Source organism: Ensifer adhaerens (assembly GCF_013283195.1).
Classification (GTDB): Bacteria; Pseudomonadota; Alphaproteobacteria; order Rhizobiales; family Rhizobiaceae; genus Ensifer; species Ensifer adhaerens_G.
Map to the genome: position 1 here is coordinate 390,438 of NZ_JABEKT010000001.1, position 16,586 is coordinate 407,023.

Annotated in this window: 18 protein-coding genes; 13 read left to right on the forward strand and 5 right to left on the reverse strand. The window is 61.8% G+C overall.

Annotated elements, in window-relative coordinates; all coding sequences use genetic code 11:
• Window positions 1-19: 19 nt before the first annotated feature.
• The 4 genes from LPJGGPFB_RS01750 to dnaQ are packed head-to-tail and all read left to right on the forward strand — an operon-like array spanning window position 20 to window position 2,768.
• Complete coding sequence (locus LPJGGPFB_RS01750) at window positions 20-619, forward strand: Maf-like protein (RefSeq protein ID WP_173418460.1); 600 nt, start codon at window positions 20-22, stop codon at window positions 617-619.
• Window positions 612-1,472: a shikimate dehydrogenase gene (locus LPJGGPFB_RS01755; protein ID WP_173418461.1), complete on the forward strand. Its 861-nt coding sequence runs from the start codon at window positions 612-614 to the stop codon at window positions 1,470-1,472. The genes LPJGGPFB_RS01750 and LPJGGPFB_RS01755 overlap by 8 nt, the downstream gene beginning before the upstream one ends.
• Window positions 1,469-2,068: a dephospho-CoA kinase gene (coaE, locus tag LPJGGPFB_RS01760; RefSeq protein ID WP_173418462.1), complete on the forward strand. Its 600-nt coding sequence runs from the start codon at window positions 1,469-1,471 to the stop codon at window positions 2,066-2,068. The genes LPJGGPFB_RS01755 and coaE overlap by 4 nt, the downstream gene beginning before the upstream one ends.
• Entirely contained in the window at window positions 2,061-2,768 is a 708-nt protein-coding gene (gene dnaQ, locus LPJGGPFB_RS01765; RefSeq protein WP_173418463.1) for a DNA polymerase III subunit epsilon, read from the forward strand. Before coaE ends, dnaQ begins: the two co-directional genes overlap by 8 nt.
• A 54-nt stretch (window positions 2,769-2,822) precedes the next feature.
• On the opposite strand, the gene secB is transcribed toward dnaQ, so the two are convergent.
• Together secB and LPJGGPFB_RS01775 are read right to left on the reverse strand one after the other, a co-directional pair.
• The gene (gene secB, locus LPJGGPFB_RS01770; RefSeq protein WP_173418464.1) at window positions 2,823-3,326 is read right to left on the reverse strand and encodes a protein-export chaperone SecB; all 504 of its coding nucleotides are present in this window, start codon (window positions 3,324-3,326) and stop codon (window positions 2,823-2,825) included.
• An 81-nt stretch (window positions 3,327-3,407) separates the two neighbouring features.
• Window positions 3,408-3,914 (reverse strand): FxsA family protein, encoded by a 507-nt coding sequence (locus LPJGGPFB_RS01775; RefSeq protein ID WP_173418465.1) that lies wholly within the window; start codon window positions 3,912-3,914, stop codon window positions 3,408-3,410.
• A gap of 130 nt (window positions 3,915-4,044) precedes the next feature.
• Here LPJGGPFB_RS01775 and LPJGGPFB_RS01780 point away from each other — a divergent pair, with 130 nt between their 5' ends.
• The 5 genes from LPJGGPFB_RS01780 to gyrB all read left to right on the forward strand — a co-directional run bounded on the left by LPJGGPFB_RS01780 (window position 4,045) and on the right by gyrB (window position 9,376).
• Window positions 4,045-4,749 carry a Tim44/TimA family putative adaptor protein gene (locus tag LPJGGPFB_RS01780; RefSeq protein ID WP_173418466.1) on the forward strand — a complete coding sequence of 235 codons (705 nt, stop codon included), beginning with the start codon at window positions 4,045-4,047 and terminating at the stop codon, window positions 4,747-4,749.
• A 16-nt stretch (window positions 4,750-4,765) separates the two neighbouring features.
• The gene (mltA, locus tag LPJGGPFB_RS01785) at window positions 4,766-5,872 is read left to right on the forward strand and encodes a murein transglycosylase A (protein WP_173418467.1); all 1,107 of its coding nucleotides are present in this window, start codon (window positions 4,766-4,768) and stop codon (window positions 5,870-5,872) included.
• Window positions 5,865-6,431 carry a Smr/MutS family protein gene (locus tag LPJGGPFB_RS01790; RefSeq protein WP_173418468.1) on the forward strand — a complete coding sequence of 189 codons (567 nt, stop codon included), beginning with the start codon at window positions 5,865-5,867 and terminating at the stop codon, window positions 6,429-6,431. Before mltA ends, LPJGGPFB_RS01790 begins: the two co-directional genes overlap by 8 nt.
• The gene (locus LPJGGPFB_RS01795) at window positions 6,428-6,805 is read left to right on the forward strand and encodes a helix-turn-helix domain-containing protein (RefSeq protein WP_173418469.1); all 378 of its coding nucleotides are present in this window, start codon (window positions 6,428-6,430) and stop codon (window positions 6,803-6,805) included. Before LPJGGPFB_RS01790 ends, LPJGGPFB_RS01795 begins: the two co-directional genes overlap by 4 nt.
• Before the next feature lie 135 nt (window positions 6,806-6,940).
• Window positions 6,941-9,376 (forward strand): DNA topoisomerase (ATP-hydrolyzing) subunit B, encoded by a 2,436-nt coding sequence (gene gyrB, locus LPJGGPFB_RS01800; protein ID WP_173418470.1) that lies wholly within the window; start codon window positions 6,941-6,943, stop codon window positions 9,374-9,376.
• Between the two features lie 63 nt (window positions 9,377-9,439).
• Here the strand turns inward: gyrB and LPJGGPFB_RS01805 are convergent, their stop codons facing one another.
• The gene (locus tag LPJGGPFB_RS01805; RefSeq protein ID WP_173418471.1) at window positions 9,440-10,036 is read right to left on the reverse strand and encodes a nitroreductase family protein; all 597 of its coding nucleotides are present in this window, start codon (window positions 10,034-10,036) and stop codon (window positions 9,440-9,442) included.
• Between the two features lie 414 nt (window positions 10,037-10,450).
• Here LPJGGPFB_RS01805 and LPJGGPFB_RS01810 point away from each other — a divergent pair, with 414 nt between their 5' ends.
• The 3 genes from LPJGGPFB_RS01810 (at window position 10,451) to hpaI (ending at window position 12,789) form a co-directional block, all read left to right on the forward strand.
• Window positions 10,451-11,524, forward strand: coding sequence for an NAD-dependent succinate-semialdehyde dehydrogenase (locus tag LPJGGPFB_RS01810; protein WP_427857471.1), 1,074 nt, complete (start codon window positions 10,451-10,453; stop codon window positions 11,522-11,524).
• Window positions 11,427-11,873 (forward strand): aldehyde dehydrogenase family protein, encoded by a 447-nt coding sequence (locus LPJGGPFB_RS33665; RefSeq protein ID WP_427858185.1) that lies wholly within the window; start codon window positions 11,427-11,429, stop codon window positions 11,871-11,873. The genes LPJGGPFB_RS01810 and LPJGGPFB_RS33665 overlap by 98 nt, the downstream gene beginning before the upstream one ends.
• Before the next feature lie 109 nt (window positions 11,874-11,982).
• Complete coding sequence (gene hpaI / locus LPJGGPFB_RS01815) at window positions 11,983-12,789, forward strand: 4-hydroxy-2-oxoheptanedioate aldolase (protein WP_173418472.1); 807 nt, start codon at window positions 11,983-11,985, stop codon at window positions 12,787-12,789.
• On the opposite strand, the gene LPJGGPFB_RS01820 is transcribed toward hpaI, so the two are convergent.
• Window positions 12,783-13,871, reverse strand: coding sequence for a mannitol dehydrogenase family protein (locus tag LPJGGPFB_RS01820; protein ID WP_173418473.1), 1,089 nt, complete (start codon window positions 13,869-13,871; stop codon window positions 12,783-12,785). The two genes, hpaI and LPJGGPFB_RS01820, sit on opposite strands and share 7 nt — an antisense overlap.
• 20 nt (window positions 13,872-13,891) lie before the next feature.
• Window positions 13,892-14,770, reverse strand: coding sequence for a GntR family transcriptional regulator (locus LPJGGPFB_RS01825; protein WP_173418474.1), 879 nt, complete (start codon window positions 14,768-14,770; stop codon window positions 13,892-13,894).
• Between the two features lie 277 nt (window positions 14,771-15,047).
• On the opposite strand from LPJGGPFB_RS01825, the gene LPJGGPFB_RS01830 reads away from it, so the two are divergent.
• Entirely contained in the window at window positions 15,048-16,553 is a 1,506-nt protein-coding gene (locus tag LPJGGPFB_RS01830; RefSeq protein ID WP_173418475.1) for a UxaA family hydrolase, read from the forward strand.
• Window positions 16,554-16,586: the final 33 nt, after the last annotated feature.

The window sequence follows — 16,586 nt, forward strand, 5'->3', positions numbered from 1 at the left end:
CAATTCGGGAACTTCGATGATGACACCTTCACTCGTCCTGGCTTCAGCAAGCCCGTTCCGTCGCGCGCTTCTGGAAAATGCCGGGTTGGTGTTTGCCGCACGCGCTGCCGAGATTGACGAGCGCGCGCTTGAAAAGCCGCTCGAGGAAGAAGGCGCTGCGCCTGAAGAGGTGGCGATGACGCTCGCCGAAGCCAAGGCAAGAGATGTCGCCGGGCATTTCCCCGGAGCATTGGTGATCGGCTCCGACCAGACCATGTCTCTGGGCCAAAGGGTCTACCATAAGCCGAAGGACATGGCGGAAGCCGGACAACATCTCCTGTCGCTTTCGGGCAAGACCCATCGTCTGAACAGTGCGGTCGTCCTCATGCGCGACGACGCGGTTCTCTGGCGCCACGTCTCGTCAGCACAGATGTCCGTGCGCGCGCTGACGCCGGAATTCGTCGATCGCCATCTGCAGCGTGTCGGCAGCAAGGCCTTGTCCAGCGTCGGCGCCTATCAATTGGAGGGCGAAGGCATCCAGTTGTTCGACAGGATCGACGGCGACTACTTCACCATCCTCGGTCTTCCGATGCTGCCGCTGCTCGCAAAACTCCGGGAATTGGGAACGATCGATGCGTGATTCACGTGAAACATTTGTTAACCACGCCTTCGTCACCGGCTACCCGATCAAGCATTCGAGGTCGCCGCTGATCCATGGTTATTGGCTGAAACAGCTCGGGATAGAGGGCAGCTATCGCGCACATGAAGTGAAGCCGGAAGATTTTTCCACCTTCATCGCGGAGTTGAAACATGGCACGTCGGGCTTTTGCGGCGGCAACGTCACCATTCCGCACAAGGAGGTTGCCCGTCGTCTGGCAGACCGCCCCGATGATCTCTGTCTGGAACTCGGCGCTGCCAACACGCTGTGGATCGAAGCCGGAGAAGTTCACGCGACCAATACCGATGGCCGCGGGTTCGTCGCCAATCTCGACGAGCGCGCTGATGGTTGGGACCAGTGTTCGACCGCTGTGGTGCTTGGCGCCGGCGGCGCCAGCCGCGCCGTCATCCAGGCCGTGCGCGACCGGGGCGTCAAGACGATCAATGTCGTCAACCGTACGGTGGCAAGGGCGAAAGAGCTGTCCGACCGTTTTGGATCGACCGTGCACGCCCATCCGATAGAGGCATTGGGCGAAGTGATGAGGGGCGCCGGCCTCTTCATCAACGCAACATCGCTCGGCATGGACGGACAGGAAGCGCCGCAGATCGATTTCACCGTCCTGGCGAGCGGCGCGGTGGTCACCGATATCGTCTATGTCCCGTTGAAGACGCCTTTGCTTCGTCAGGCCGAGCAACAGGGCTTTGCCATCGTCGATGGGCTTGGCATGTTGCTGCACCAGGCAGTGCCCGGGTTCGAACTCTGGTTCGGCCGCCGGCCTTTCGTCGATGCCAACCTTCGGCAACTCGTCATTGATGACATGGGGTCGCACGCATGATGATCGTTGGCCTGACCGGATCGATCGCCATGGGCAAGTCGACGACGGCGCAGATGTTTCGCGAGTTCGGGGTGCCGGTCAACGATGCCGATGAAGTGGTGCATGCGCTTTATCGCGATGAGGCCGTTGCTCCTGTCGAGGCAGCTTTTCCGGGAACAGTGAAGGATGGGGCGATCGATAGGGCCGAGCTGTCGCGTCAGCTCCTGGCAACACCGGAAAGGCTGCGCGAGCTCGAAAGCATCGTGCACCCACTTGTTCGTCAGAAGGAACGCGAGTTCCTTGACAGGAATGCCGCCGATAACGTCCCCTTTGTCGTGCTCGATATTCCCCTGTTGTTTGAGACGGGGGCCGAGGCGCGTGTCGATCGGGTGGTCGTCGTCAGCTGCGCACCCGACCTTCAAAGGGAGCGGGCGATGAAACGTCCAGGGATGACCGAAGAGAAATTTGCCATGATCCTGGCGCGTCAGGTGCCGGACAGCCAGAAGCGCGAACGCGCCGACTACATCGTCGATACCAGCCATAGCTTCGACAACACACGCCAACAGGTGAGGGCAGTCGTCGACGATCTCACCAAAAATGGAGCGCTCGATGCGTGAGATCATCTTCGATACGGAAACGACCGGCCTCGACAACCGCGAGGACAGGGTGATCGAAATCGGCGGCGTCGAGCTGGAAAACCAGTTTCCGACCGGCCGCACGCTGCACATCTTCATCAATCCCGGCAATCGCAAGGTTCATCCGGATGCGCTTGCCATTCACGGCATCACCGACGAGTTCCTGAAGGACAAGCCGCCTTTTGCCGATGTCGCCCAAGAGATCATCGACTTCTTCGGCGATGCCCGGTGGGTGGCGCACAATGCGACCTTCGACATGGGCTTCATCAATGCCGAATTCGGCCGCATCGGGCTTCCCGCCATTGCCGGGGAACGGGTGACGGATACGCTGGCTCTTGCCCGCCGCAAGCATCCGATGGGTCCGAACTCGCTCGATGCGCTCTGCCGGCGTTACGGCATCGACAATTCCCATCGCGCCAAGCACGGCGCGCTTCTCGACTCCGAGCTTCTTGCCGAAGTCTATATCGAGATGCTCGGCGGTCGTCAGGCGGCGCTCGGATTGGTGTCGAGCAACAAGGGTGCGGGGCAAACCGTCGAACACGATGATGCACCGATTGCCGTCGCGCAGCGACCACGGCCATTGCCAAACCGTTTGTCTGAGGCGGATGAGGCGGCGCATGCCGCGCTGGTCGCCAAGATGGGAGCGAAGGCGATCTGGGCGAAATACGATCCGCTGAAATGAAAAAAGCCCGGTCAAACCGGGCTTTTTCCTAAATACGATCCAGACTGAGCGAAATCAGTTGGCGGTCTCGTTGGCGTTTGCCACCTGCGAGCGGACCTTTTCTTCGGCCATGCGCTGGGCGAACATCTGAGCGAAATCGATCGGATCGATCATCAGCGGCGGGAAGCCGCCGTTGCGGGTCGCGTCGGAAACGATCTGGCGCGCGAACGGGAACAGCAGACGCGGGCACTCGATGAAGAGCAGCGGCAGCATGTGTTCCTGCGGGAAGCCGGCAACACGGAAAACGCCGCCGTAGGAGAGCTCGACGTTGAACAGAACGCGCTCGCCATCCTTGGCTTCCGCGTTCAGCGAGAGCACGACGTCGAAATCGTTCTCGGCAAGCGGGTTGGCGTTGACGTTGACGTTGATGTTGATCGACGGTGCATTGTCGCGGGCCTGCAGCGAACGCGGTGCGCCCGGGTTCTCGAAAGAGAGATCCTTGACATACTGGGCGAGGATGTTGAGCGACGGGCTCTGCTGCGCGCTGCCGTTGCCGTTGGATGCGGTATCAGTCGTCATAAGGGTTTCCTCGACTTCAAATTCGGTGAGGCCATCTAGCATTTCGCCATAGGGCTTACAACCCTGCGCCACAGGCCTTTGCTATTGCCGCCGACGCTCTTCGGGCGGGTTTACGTCGTCATCTTCCGTGCGCGAGAACTCGCCTTCGCCAAGGTCGATGACGCGTGGTTGGTTGCGCTCCTGCGGCGCATGGCTCGGCCCGTGCCAGGACTGGCTGGAAGCGGCGGTCACGACAGTCATTCTTGACCGGAGATAGCTGGCGATCGCCTGCCGGACAGGTGGCACGAACAGAAGCAGCCCGAAGATATCGCTGATGAAGCCGGGCACCATGAGCAAAAGTGCTGCGACGAACATCAAGGCGCCGCCGAGGACCTCGCGTCCGGGATCGCTGCCGGTGCGCGTCGCTTCCTGGACCCGCCTGATCACGGCAAAACCCTGAACGCGAAGCAGAACGACCCCGGCGATCGCACTCAAGAGGACGAGCAAAAGGGTCATGGCGAGGCCGATCTCGCGGCCGACGATGACGAAGCCGGCAATCTCGGCAAGCGGCAGTCCAAGAATGACCAGGGGAATTAACATTGAGCGCATTATCGGTGCCTGAAAGGGTCTTCGCATCGTCACCTCCGATCTAAGGGTGCGACAACGCGGTTTGAATGATCTATCCTTGCGGACTATATGGAATAGCTACGAGAAATTCTAACAGCGGTTTCAGGTGGAAATGGGCTCTTTCGACTTCATCACGTTTTTTTTCTTGATCGCCGCAGTGGTCATTTTCCTGCAGTTGCGCAGCGTGCTCGGTCGCCGGACCGGCAACGAACGACCACCGTTTGATCCCTATTCGCCGCGCGATATGAGCCAGGGACCTGAAAAGGCCGACAATGGCAAAGTCGTCCAACTGCCGCGTCGCGACAATGTCGAGGATGATTCGGCGCGCTACGCTGCGATCGACGCCTTCGCCAAAGCGGGAACGCCGCTCAACGATCAGCTCCGTTCGCTGACCGACGCCGACAATGGCTTCGATCCGAAGGAGTTCGTCAACGGCGCGAAGATGGCCTATGAGATGATCGTCATGGCTTTTGCCGACGGCGACCGCAAGACGCTCAAGAACCTTCTGTCGCGCGAGGTCTATGAAGGCTTCGACGCTGCGATTGCCGAGCGCGAGCGCAAGGGCGAAGTGGTGAAGTCCACCTTCGTCGGCATCGAGAAGGCCGACATCGTCCACGCCGAAGTCAAGGACAGCGAAGAAAACATCACGATCCGGATCGTCAGCCAGCTGATCTCGGCGACCTACGACAAGCAAGGCGCCATCATCGATGGCGACGCGGAGTCGGTGGCCGAAGTCAACGATCTCTGGACCTTCTCGCGCGACATTCGCTCGCGTGATCCGAACTGGAAGCTGATCGCGACCGAATCCGAAAACTGATCGGCAAGGTGCGACCATGACGCTTCGACTTGAGCCTGTCACCTTCTCCGATCTACCGGGGTGGCAGGACGACGATCCGACCGCGGTGATTGAAGCGCTGCGCCGCTGTCATCACCATGTCTCGACGGCAAAGCCCTATCGCACGGGATCACTTGGCATCTCCGTCGATGACCTGATGCCGGCATTTTCGGCTGCAAGCGTGAACGTCGCCGATGCGGCTGCGGCGCGCGCATTTTTCGAACAGCAGTTCGTCGCCTTCAGGATCCGGCCGGAAACCGGCAAGACCGGTTTCGTGACCGCGTTCTACGAGCCCGAGATCGAGGTGCAGGCGACAGCGGACGACACATTCCGATATCCGATCTACCGCCGTCCAATTGATCTCGTCGATATCGATGATACCAACCGGCCCGTGGACATGGATCCCTATTTCGCCTTCGGCCGCCTGCATGACGGCCTGGTCGGCGAGTATCCCGATCGCCCTGCGATCGAGCAGGGCTTTCTGGCGGGGCGCGGCCTGGAGATCGCCTATGCCAGATCCAAGGTCGATGTGTTCTTCGTCCACGTCCAGGGTGCCGCGCGGCTCGTCTATCCCGACGGTTCGCGCCGGCGCATCACCTATGCCGCCAAGACCGGCCACTATTTTTCTCCGATCGGCAAGCTGCTGATCGATCGCGGCGAAATCGATGCCGCTACCGTTTCGATGATGAGCATCCGGGGTTGGCTGGCCGCCAATCCGGATCAGGTCGACGAGGTGCTTTGGCACAATCGCTCCTTCATCTTCTTCCGCGAGGCTGATGTGCATGACGAGCGGCTCGGGCCGGTCGCCGCCGCCAAGGTGTCGCTGGAACCGGGACGGTCGCTTGCCGTCGATCGGCTGATCCATACCTTCGGTGTACCGTTCTTCATCTCCAGTGACAGCCTGACGCGTCTTGATGCCGGACAGTCGTTTAGACATCTGATGCTGGCGCTCGACACAGGATCGGCGATCGTCGGCCCGGCTCGCGGCGACATCTTCACCGGATCGGGCGACATGGCAGGCGAGCTTGCGGGTGCCGTTCGCAATGACGCGGACTTTTACATCTTCATCCCCCGTGCGGCTGCGGCAAGATACGGCAATGGCTAGGGGCAAGAAGCTTTCAGCCGAAGAGCGGATTCTGTGGGGAAAGGTCGCGCGCACGACCAGGCCCATGCCCGGCCGCCTCGACGATCTCCGCGAGTTTCTCGGCGAGGACGTTCCAGCCGCGCCCAAGGATGAGCCGCAAAAGACGCAAGCGGCGTCGCCGGCCGGTGGGGCCGATGAACAGCAGGGAATCGCGCTCGCCAACACCTCGAACGGCCGGCACCACTATCCGCTTGAAAAACCCGTCAAGCGCAAGCTGTCGAAGGGGCATCTGGCTCTCGAAGCGCGGATCGATCTGCACGGCATGATCCAGAGCCAAGCCCATGGCTTCCTACTGCATTTTCTTCTCAGAGCCCATGAGCGTGGGCTGCGCCATGTTCTCGTTATCACCGGCAAGGGAACGTCGATTGGCAGCGATGGCGCCTTGAAACGTGCCGTTCCGCTCTGGTTCTCGCTGCCGGAGTTCCGGCCATTGATCTCGAGTTACGAACCGGCTGCGCGCAATCACGGCGGCGATGGCGCGCTCTATGTCCGCCTGGCACGCAAGGGGAGCCCGACGTGACCCCCTTCGGCGCGGCGGTGCGCGATCTGCGGCGCAAGAAGGGTGTATCGCAAAAGCAGATGGCTGCGGCGATCGGCGTGTCGGCCGCCTATCTCTCGGCGCTCGAGCATGGAAAACGCGGCGCTCCGAGCTTCGATTTCCTGCAGCGCGTGGCCGGTTACTTCAACGTCATCTGGGACGAGGCCGAGGAATTGTTCCAGATCGCCCATGTCTCCGCACCGAAAGTGGTGCTGGATACCTCGGGGCTGGCACCGGAACATACCGCCTTTGCCAACCGGTTGAGCGGGCAAATCCGCGATTTGTCCGTCGACACGATACGCGCCCTGGAAGATGTTTTGGAAAAAGCCACATTTCCTGCTAATGACAGGGGATGAACAGCTGTTTTCCGGCCGCTCCGCGCGGTCCGGGATTTGGAACCGTGGACAAATTTTCTATAGTCCGCGAGGCGTCCGAGACGTGATTCGCAACGAATCACCACGTCCGAAGAACCTGGAAAGACCCGAAGCCGAATGACCGATATTCCTGAAACCGATACCGGCGCCGCCGCCGAATATGGTGCCGACTCCATCAAGGTGTTGAAGGGCCTGGATGCCGTACGCAAGCGGCCGGGCATGTATATCGGCGACACCGACGACGGCTCCGGTCTGCATCACATGGTCTATGAGGTGGTCGACAACGCGATCGACGAGGCGCTGGCGGGCCACGCCGATATCGTCACGGTGACGCTCAATGCCGACGGCTCAGTGACGGTCACCGACAACGGCCGCGGCATCCCGACCGACATCCACAAGGAAGAGGGCGTCTCGGCGGCTGAGGTCATCATGACGCAGCTCCACGCCGGCGGTAAGTTCGACCAGAACTCCTACAAGGTTTCCGGCGGTCTGCACGGCGTCGGTGTTTCGGTGGTCAACGCGCTGTCTGTGATGCTGCGGCTGAAGATCCGTCGGGCGGGCAAGATCCACGAGATGAGCTTCACCCACGGCGTGGCTGATGCTCCGTTGAAGGTGATCGGCGACGCCGGCAGCGATACCGGCACCGAGGTGACGTTCCTGCCGAGCACGGAAACCTTTACCAAGACGGACTTCGACTACGGCACGCTCGAACATCGCCTGCGCGAACTCGCCTTCCTCAATTCCGGCGTGCGCATCGTCTTGACCGATAAGCGCCATTCGGACGTGCGTCAGGATGAGATGATGTATGACGGCGGCCTCGAAGCCTTCGTTGCCTATCTCGACCGCGCCAAGAAGCCGCTGGTGCAGAAGCCGGTTTCGATCCGCGGCGAAAAGGACGGGATCACCGTCGAAGTCGCGATGTGGTGGAACGACAGCTACCACGAGAACGTGCTCTGCTTCACCAACAACATTCCGCAGCGCGACGGCGGCACGCATATGGCTGGCTTCCGTGGCGCGCTGACCCGGCAGATCACGTCCTATGGCGAAACATCCGGCATCACCAAGAAGGAAAAGGTGACGCTGACCGGCGACGACTGCCGCGAGGGCTTGACCGCCGTTCTCTCGGTCAAGGTGCCGGATCCGAAGTTCTCGTCGCAGACCAAGGACAAGCTGGTTTCCTCGGAAGTCCGTCCTGTTGTCGAAAGCCTCGTCAACGAAGCCTTGAGCACCTGGCTGGAGGAACATCCTTCCGACGCCAAGATCCTTGTCGGCAAGGTCGTCGAAGCGGCGGCTGCGCGCGAGGCGGCCCGCAAGGCACGCGAACTGACGCGCCGCAAGGGTGCACTCGACATTTCCTCGCTGCCGGGCAAGCTGGCCGACTGCTCCGAACGCGATCCGGCAAAGTCTGAAGTCTTCCTGGTGGAGGGTGATTCGGCGGGTGGTTCGGCCAAGCAGGGACGCTCGCGCGAAAACCAGGCGATCCTGCCGCTGCGCGGCAAGATCCTCAACGTCGAACGCGCGCGCTTCGACAAGATGCTCTCGAGCCAGGAAATCGGCACGCTGATCACCGCGCTCGGCACGTCGATCGGCAAGGACGAGTTCAACGCCGACAAGCTGCGCTATCACAAGATCATCATCATGACGGACGCTGACGTCGATGGCGCCCACATCCGCACCCTGCTGCTCACCTTCTTCTTCCGGCAGATGCCGGAGCTGATCGAACGCGGTCATCTCTATATCGCCCAGCCGCCGCTCTATAAGGTGACGCGTGGCAAGTCCGCCCAGTATCTGAAGAACGAGCAGGCGCTGGAAGATTACCTGATCTCCATGGGTCTCGAGGAAGCGACGCTGCAACTGGCATCCGGCGAGGTTCGCGCCGGTCAGGACCTGCGCGAAGTGATCAACGATGCGCTTCGCGTGCGCAATCTGATGGATGGCCTTCACTCGCGCTACAATCGCTCGATTGTCGAACAGGCGGCAATTGCCGGCGCCTTGAATGTCGAACTGAACGGCCAGCGCGAACAATACGCGCAGGTCGCGATCGAAGTGGCCCGCAGACTCGACGTCATCGCCGAAGAGACCGAACGCGGCTGGAGCGGAGCAGTGACCGCCGAAGGTGGCCTCAAGCTCGAGCGCATGGTGCGTGGCGTCAAGGAAGTCGCCGTCCTCGACATGGCGCTGATCGGCTCGTCCGACGCCCGTCATATCGACCAGCTGACGTCGAAGCTCAAGGAAATCTACTCCGCGCCGCCGGTGCTTCGCCGTCGCGATGGCGCACAGGACATCAGCGGTCCGCGCGCGCTTCTGGATGCGATCTTCGCGGCAGGCCGCAAGGGTCTTTCGATGCAGCGCTACAAGGGACTGGGCGAAATGAATGCCGAGCAGCTTTGGGAAACGACGCTCGATCCGAACGTGCGCTCGCTATTGCAGGTGCGGGTGAACGATGCGACCGACGCCGATGGACTGTTCTCGCGCCTGATGGGCGACGAGGTCGAGCCGCGCCGCGACTTCATCCAGGAAAACGCACTGAACGTTGCCAACCTCGATATCTGATCGAAAGACTGTCGCAATCGCTTCGCAGATCCCGGTGCCGCAAGGCACCGGGATCTTTTTTGTTTATTCCGCCTTGAAGCGGCCTTCGAAGGCGAGTTCTGCAAGCGGCTTGCGCTGGCTCGGCTTTTCCCGTTCGCGCAGATCGTCCGGCAGCGTCGAGGGGTCGGCCAGCCGGCCGATTGCCACCGCGGCCTCGACCCGATGGTGCTCGGGGACGCCGAGGGTGATCATTGCCTTGTCGCGATCGATGCCGGCCATCGCGTGCGCGTGCCAGCCGGAAACCGTTGTCTGCAGCGCAAGGCTGAACCATGCAGCACCGGTGTCGAAGGCATGGGTGTAGGCGGCCCGCATTTCGCCGGAGGCCGCCTGCGTATGGGTCTTGGAGATGACGATCACCAACGCGGCGGCATGCTTGGCCCAGCGCTGGTTGCTCTCGTTCAAGATATCCAGCAGACGCGCGAAATGCTCTGTGCCGCGGCGGGCATAGACGAACCGCCAGGGCTGGTTATTGCTCGCAGACGGTGCCCACCGGGCGGCTTCGAGCAGTAGGAGCAAGTCTTCCTCGCTGATTTCCTCCTGGGTGAACGCACGCGGCGACCAGCGCTTCAGGAACATCGTGTCGATCGGGTGGTCGGCGGTTCTGTGGTTGCTTTCCGTCATGAACATACCTCTTTTATCGTGTCGGAATCCCGTGGGAGGAGCGCTGCCATCGACGACGCCCGCTGCGCAAGGCGAGGCCGTTGGCGAGATTCGCGGCCGACGCTACATGGGATCAGGCGCCGATGAAACCGGCTTTGCGCCCGCACCGTTGATCGTTTTTCCGGCGCGATCCGCTCGATAACGGAATCTGCAGAAACGGTGTTTCGGGTGATTGTCGAGTTTGATAAAAAAGTTGTATAAGTTCTGTAGATTTTTCGGAGAGAGGACGTGCGATGACTTTTAAGGACCCGTCACTGTTTCGCCAGGCTGCCCTGATTGGCGGCGAATGGATTGAAGCGGATGCCGCCAATGCGATCGAAGTGACCAACCCGGCGAGGCGAATGGATTGAAGCGGATGCCGCCAATGCGATCGAAGTGACCAACCCGGCGACGGGCGAACTCATCGGACGCGTGCCGAAGCTTGGCGGCAAGGAGACGAAGGCGGCGATCGAAGCGGCGCGTCTGGCGCAGAAGGGCTGGGCTGCTCGCACTGCCAAGGACCGCGCCGGCGTGCTTCGCCGCTGGTTTGAGCTGATGATCGAGAACAAGGACGATCTCGGCCGCATCCTCACGCTCGAACAGGGCAAGCCGCTCGCCGAGGCGACCGGCGAAATCGTCTATGGCGCAAGCTTTGTCGAGTGGTTCGCCGAAGAAGGGCGCCGCATCTATGGCGACCTGATCCCCGGCCACCAGCCGGACAAGCGCATCATGGTGATGAAGCAGCCGATCGGCGTCGTCGCCGCGATCACGCCCTGGAACTTCCCCAATGCGATGATCACCCGCAAGGCGGGTCCTGCCTTTGCAGCCGGCTGCGCCATGGTGCTGAAGCCAGCGGCACAGACGCCGTTCTCGGCCATCGCGATCGCCATTCTCGCCGAACGTGCCGGCCTGCCGAAGGGTCTCTTCAGCGTCGTCACCGGCTCGGCTCGCGAGATCGGCGCGGAGATGACCGCCAACCCGGTGGTGCGCAAGCTGACCTTTACCGGCTCGACGGAAGTCGGCGCCGAGCTCTATCGCCAGAGCGCCGGCACGATCAAGAAGCTCGGGCTGGAGCTCGGCGGCAATGCACCGTTCATCGTCTTCGATGATGCCGATCTCGATGCGGCCGTGGAAGGCGCCCTGATCGCCAAGTTCCGCAACAACGGCCAGACCTGCGTCTGCGCCAACCGCATTTATGTGCAGGACAAGGTCTATGACGCCTTCTCCGACAAGCTGGCGGCGGCCGTTGCCAAGCTGTCGATCGGCAATGGTCTCGACCAGGGCGTGATCCTCGGCCCGCTGATCGACCAGGCGGCACTGGAGAAGGTCGAGGAACAGCGTGATCCTCGGCCCGCTGATCGACCAGGCGGCACTGGAGAAGGTCGAGGAACACGTTGCCGATGCCACCGCCAAGGGCGCGCGGGTGATCCAGGGCGGCAAGCGCCATGCCCTCGGTGGTACCTTCTATGAGGCGACGGTGCTGGCCGACGTTACCCAGGCGATGGCGGTCGCTCGCGAAGAGACTTTCGGCCCCGTGGCGCCGCTGTTCCGCTTCACCGACGAGGCCGACGTAATTGAAAAGGCCAACGACACGGAATTCGGCCTGGCCTCCTATTTCTATGCGAAGGATCTGGCGCGGGTGTTCCGCGTGGCCGAGGCGCTGGAATACGGCATGGTCGGGGTCAACACCGGGTTGATTTCGACCGCGGAAGCACCGTTCGGCGGCGTCAAGCTCTCCGGCCTCGGCCGCGAGGGCTCCAGATACGGCATCGAGGAATTCACCGAGATCAAATATGTCTGCCTCGGCGGTATCGCCTGACGCATTTGCAGCGTGAAACAATCAGATCGCGAAACCGGCTGGAAAGTTCTGGCCGGTTTTTTTGTTTGCCGCTAGAGAAGTTGCAGTCGTGAAAAGAGGAGATGACGCGATGCCGGCACCGAGCAACCCCTTCAAGGCAGCCCTTCGCGAACAGCGCTTTCAGCTCGGGCTCTGGGTCGCGCTGGCAAGCCCCTATGCGGCTGAGGTCATCTCCGGCAGCGGCTACGACTGGCTGTTGATCGACGGCGAGCACGCGCCCAACGATCTGCCGCTGCTCTCGGCGCAGTTCCGGGCCGTTGTTGCATCCGCCAGCCACCCGATCGTCCGTCTTCCGGTGGGCGATACCGCGATGATCAAGCAGATCCTCGATGTCGGCGTGCAGACGCTGCTCATTCCGATGGTCGAAAGCGTCGAGCAGGCGAAAGATCTGGTTCGCGCGACGCGTTATCCGCCGCATGGCATTCGCGGTGTCGGCGCGGCACTGGCGCGTGCGTCCGAGTTCGGCCGGATAACCGACTATCTCCATACCGCAAACGACCAGATCTGCCTTCTGCTGCAGATCGAGAGCCGCGCGGGTCTTGCGGCGATCGACGAGATTGCCGCCCTTGAAGGCGTTGATGGCCTGTTCATCGGCCCATCGGATCTGGCCGCCGACATGGGCTATCTCGGCAGCCCGGGGCACCCGGAAGTGCGCGCGGCGATCATCGATGCCTTTGCGCGCATCGAAAAGGCTGGAAAGGCACGGGGTATCATGACGCTCGATCTCGCACAGGCCCGCGATTACCGCGATCTCGGCGCCGATTTCATGGCGATCGGGACCGACGTGACCTCGCTGGTTCGGGCGACCCAGGCGCTGCGACAGGAGTTTACCGGCGAAGAAAGCCCGAAGGCCAACAAGATGGAATCCGGCTACTGATCGCAGATCGTGGTTAGCATCGGCATGGAAACGCCCGGGCTCCATTGGCGGAGTCCGGCAATCCTCCTCACGATCTTTTCAGAGTGATGGTTAGCGATATCGGTGAGCCGATGATCGAGGAACGGGTTTCGGAAGCGGTCGAGCGTGGTTTCGACATAGGCGCTGGCCTGTTGCCCAAGGCCCTTGGCGGCAAAGGCAGGAACCACTTCCCGGTCGTAGATATCTTCGAGCCGCCTGGCGATATCGGCATGGCCAAGGATCTGCCGGACCGTTTCGCCGGGATCGCGCCGCCCCCTGATCCATATATCCGCAAGCACCGTGTGGCCGAGGTTGAGGATATGCAGCTTGAGCTTTTCATAGGGTGTCAGGTCGTCGACCAACAGCACGCATGCGTGCGCGCAAGGCGCCTTCAGCCCGGGCTGTTTCTCGATCGCCCATAAGGCGTAAGGCTCGGCCACGGCGCCGGCCGGCTCGATCGGTTCGGAGACGATGCGGTCGACAAGCGTATTGGCCCAGATGACCTCGTTCGCCAGCCAGTCCGAGAGACGAGTGTCGTCAAGCCGCTCAAGCGCGAGCTCCAGCACGATCGCTTTCAGCACGTCGCCGTTGCGCGACACCAGTTCGCAGGGAAGGACAGTGAGCGGCTGGCCGCCGGCGTCGAAACGCGCTTTCAGAAGCAGCAGCAGTTTACCGGGAAAAGACCTCGGCACGGGCGCCGACAGGTCGTCGCCTGATGTGTCGTATCCAGTATCGCCGGTGTTGGAGATCAGAAACTCGGCCTCTGCCGCCACGACATCACAAACTGCATCCCAGTTGCCGTCGGTCGACAGCGCGCGGGTGACGCTCGTGACCCGCTCGACCTTGTCGACCGGTTCGCCGTCGACAAGCCCACGGATCACTACAGGATATCCGCCAGGCTGCGTCAATGCCGCAAGACGTCCTGCTCGCTCGGCTGAACCTGTGGTCTGGACGACCGTGATGTGTCCGGGTGCCGCCTGCCGATGGAGCGCTTCGCTGATGAAGAGATCGGCATGGGCCTGGAGAAAACGGCTCGTCCCAAACTGCACAAACGGTGTCTTCATCATGGCGTTCCGGTAGCTGGCTATGGAATGGATTGCAGCAGCGTCTCGCGCGCCGAGCGCAGATGACGCCTGCAGGCTTCCTCGGCGCGTTTGGCATCGTGCGACCGCAGCGCTTCGATATAGGCAAGATGTTCTTCCAGCGCCCGCGCGTTTCGCTGCCGCGCGTTGGTCTTGTTCCATTGGTAGTGGTAGTGGAACACGATCGAGATGATGTCGTAGAAATCGACGATGAAACGATTGCTCGACGATTTGTGCACGAGCAGATGGAAGCGCTCGTCGAGCTCGGAGAATTCCTTGTAGCGGTTGTCGATGTCCGCGAGGATCTCGTGGTGCAGCGCTTCGATCCTGCTCAACTCCTGCCAGGCCGAATGGCTGTCCGGCAGCGCCACGAAGCTTGCAGCCGAGCGAAGCTCGAACATCTCGCGGACCTCGGTCAGTTCCAGCGCAAATTCGCGGGTAAAGCCCTTGAGGATCCAGTGGCTGTTCGGCCGCTTCTCGATCAGCCCGAACCGGCTGAAGCGGATCAGGAATTCCCGCACGCTGGTGGTGCCGGTGCCGATCTCGCGCGCCAGTTCCAGCTCGTTGATCTGCATGCCCGGCTCGGCGCCACCGGCCAGAATCCGGCGCATGAAGCTGCGCTCGATGATTTCCGCGAGTGAATCCGTTTCTTCCGTCGGGAAGTAATCGTCCGGCCGCGGTTGGCGCAGCACGATCTTCTTGCGCTTGTCCCAGGTGATCAGCTTCGCCTCCTCGAAGCGGCCGAGAATGGCCCGCACCGTCGTCCGGCTGACGCCGAGCACCTGTCCCAGCTCCGGTTCGGAAGGCAGGGAGGATGTTTCCGCCAGCACTTTCAGGCAGCGGTTATAGGCATCCTTGAAGACGGTGTTCTGCTTTGCCATTGCCAGGGTCCGGGCGGTTGAGGTTTCGCGGGCGACGGAGCGCTGATGCGATCAGCCTTCGTCGGCCGCCGATCTAGCCTGCCGCAGCGCACTTGTCTTCGTCTCTCGCACGAAAATCATGACGTTTCTCCCCTGTGGTCGCTGTGCTCGCGGGCGCACGTCGTACCGCTGCACTTGTCTCGCCGCATAATACCCATTGACGGCAATCTGTCTATTGTGGATAAAAGACAAATAGGCCTTTCTCGAAATCGCAGCAATTTTCACGGAGAACATCAGGGTGTCAGTGCCGTCTTCAATCCTTCTGGCGCCCGAGGACAATGTGGTCGTGGCAACGCTTACGATCGCGCCCGGCGAAGCTCTGCCGGGCGGCGTCCGCACGGCGACGAAGATCGATCCGGGCCACAAGGTTGCGATCCGGCCAATCCATGCGGGCGATCCCGTGGTCAAATATGCCCAGGCGATCGGGCGCGCGACCAGCGACATAAAAGCCGGCGAGCATGTGCATTCCCACAACCTCTCCTTCGATCAGGATCGGCTGGCGATCAGCCCGCAAGGCGCGCCGGAAGAGGCGAGCGCTGCCGACAGGGCGCGCACTTTCATGGGCTATCGACGCGGCGACGGACGGGCGGCGACGCGCAACTATATCGGCATCATTGCCAGCGTGAACTGTTCCACCACGGTCTGTCGGGCGATCGCCGAGGAGGCCAACAGGCGCATCTTGCCGAAATACGAAGGCATCGACGGCTTCGTCCCCATCGTCCATGACCAGGGCTGCGGCATGTCTTCGACCGGCGACGGCATGATGAACCTGCACAGGACGTTGGCGGGCTACGCAAGGCATGTGAATTTCGGTGGCGTGCTGATGGTCGGGCTTGGCTGCGAGGTCAATCAGTTGACGCTCTACGGGCAAAGCGGGGCAGGGCATGAAAAGCGCCATTTCAATATCCAGGAGGCTGGCGGCTCGCGGCGTTCGGTCGAGCGGGCGCTCGGCATGCTCGACGAAATTGCCGAGGAAGTCGGCCGGCAGCGTCGTGTTGCCATTCCGGTGAGCGAGATCATCGTCGGTCTGCAATGCGGCGGCTCTGACGGCCTGTCCGGCATCACCGCCAACCCGGCTCTGGGGGCGGCGGTGGATATCCTGGCGGCCGCCGGCGGCACCGCGATCCTGTCCGAGACCTCGGAAATCTACGGTGCCGAACATCTGCTGCGCAGCCGGGCCGCCAACGACGCGGTTGCCGCCAAGCTCGATGGTCTGATCGCCTGGTGGGAAAACTATGTGGCGCTGCACGGCGCCTCGCTCGACAACAATCCTTCGCCGGGCAACAAGCGCGGTGGTCTGACGACCATTTTGGAGAAGTCGCTGGGGGCTGTGGCCAAGGGCGGCCGTTCGCCGCTCAATGCGGTCTACGGCTATGCCGAGCGCGTCACCGAACACGGCCTCGTCTTCATGGATACACCCGGCTACGACCCGGTATCGGCGACCGGCCAGGTTGCCGGCGGCGCCAATGTGATTGCCTTTACCACTGGCCGCGGCAGCTGTTTCGGCTGCAGGCCGGCACCGTCGATCAAGCTGACCAGCAACACCGCGCTGTTTCAGGCGATGGAAGAAGACATGGACATCGATTGTGGCGTGATCGCCTCCGGGGAGGCGACGATCGCCGGTCTCGGCCGCGAGATCTTTGATCTGATCATCGATACCGCTTCAGGAAAGAAGACCAAGAGCGAACTCTTCGGTTACGGCGACAACGAATTCGTGCCCTGGCATCTCGGGGCGACACTCTGACGATGTGATTTCGCGCATCCTTGGGGGAGGAGA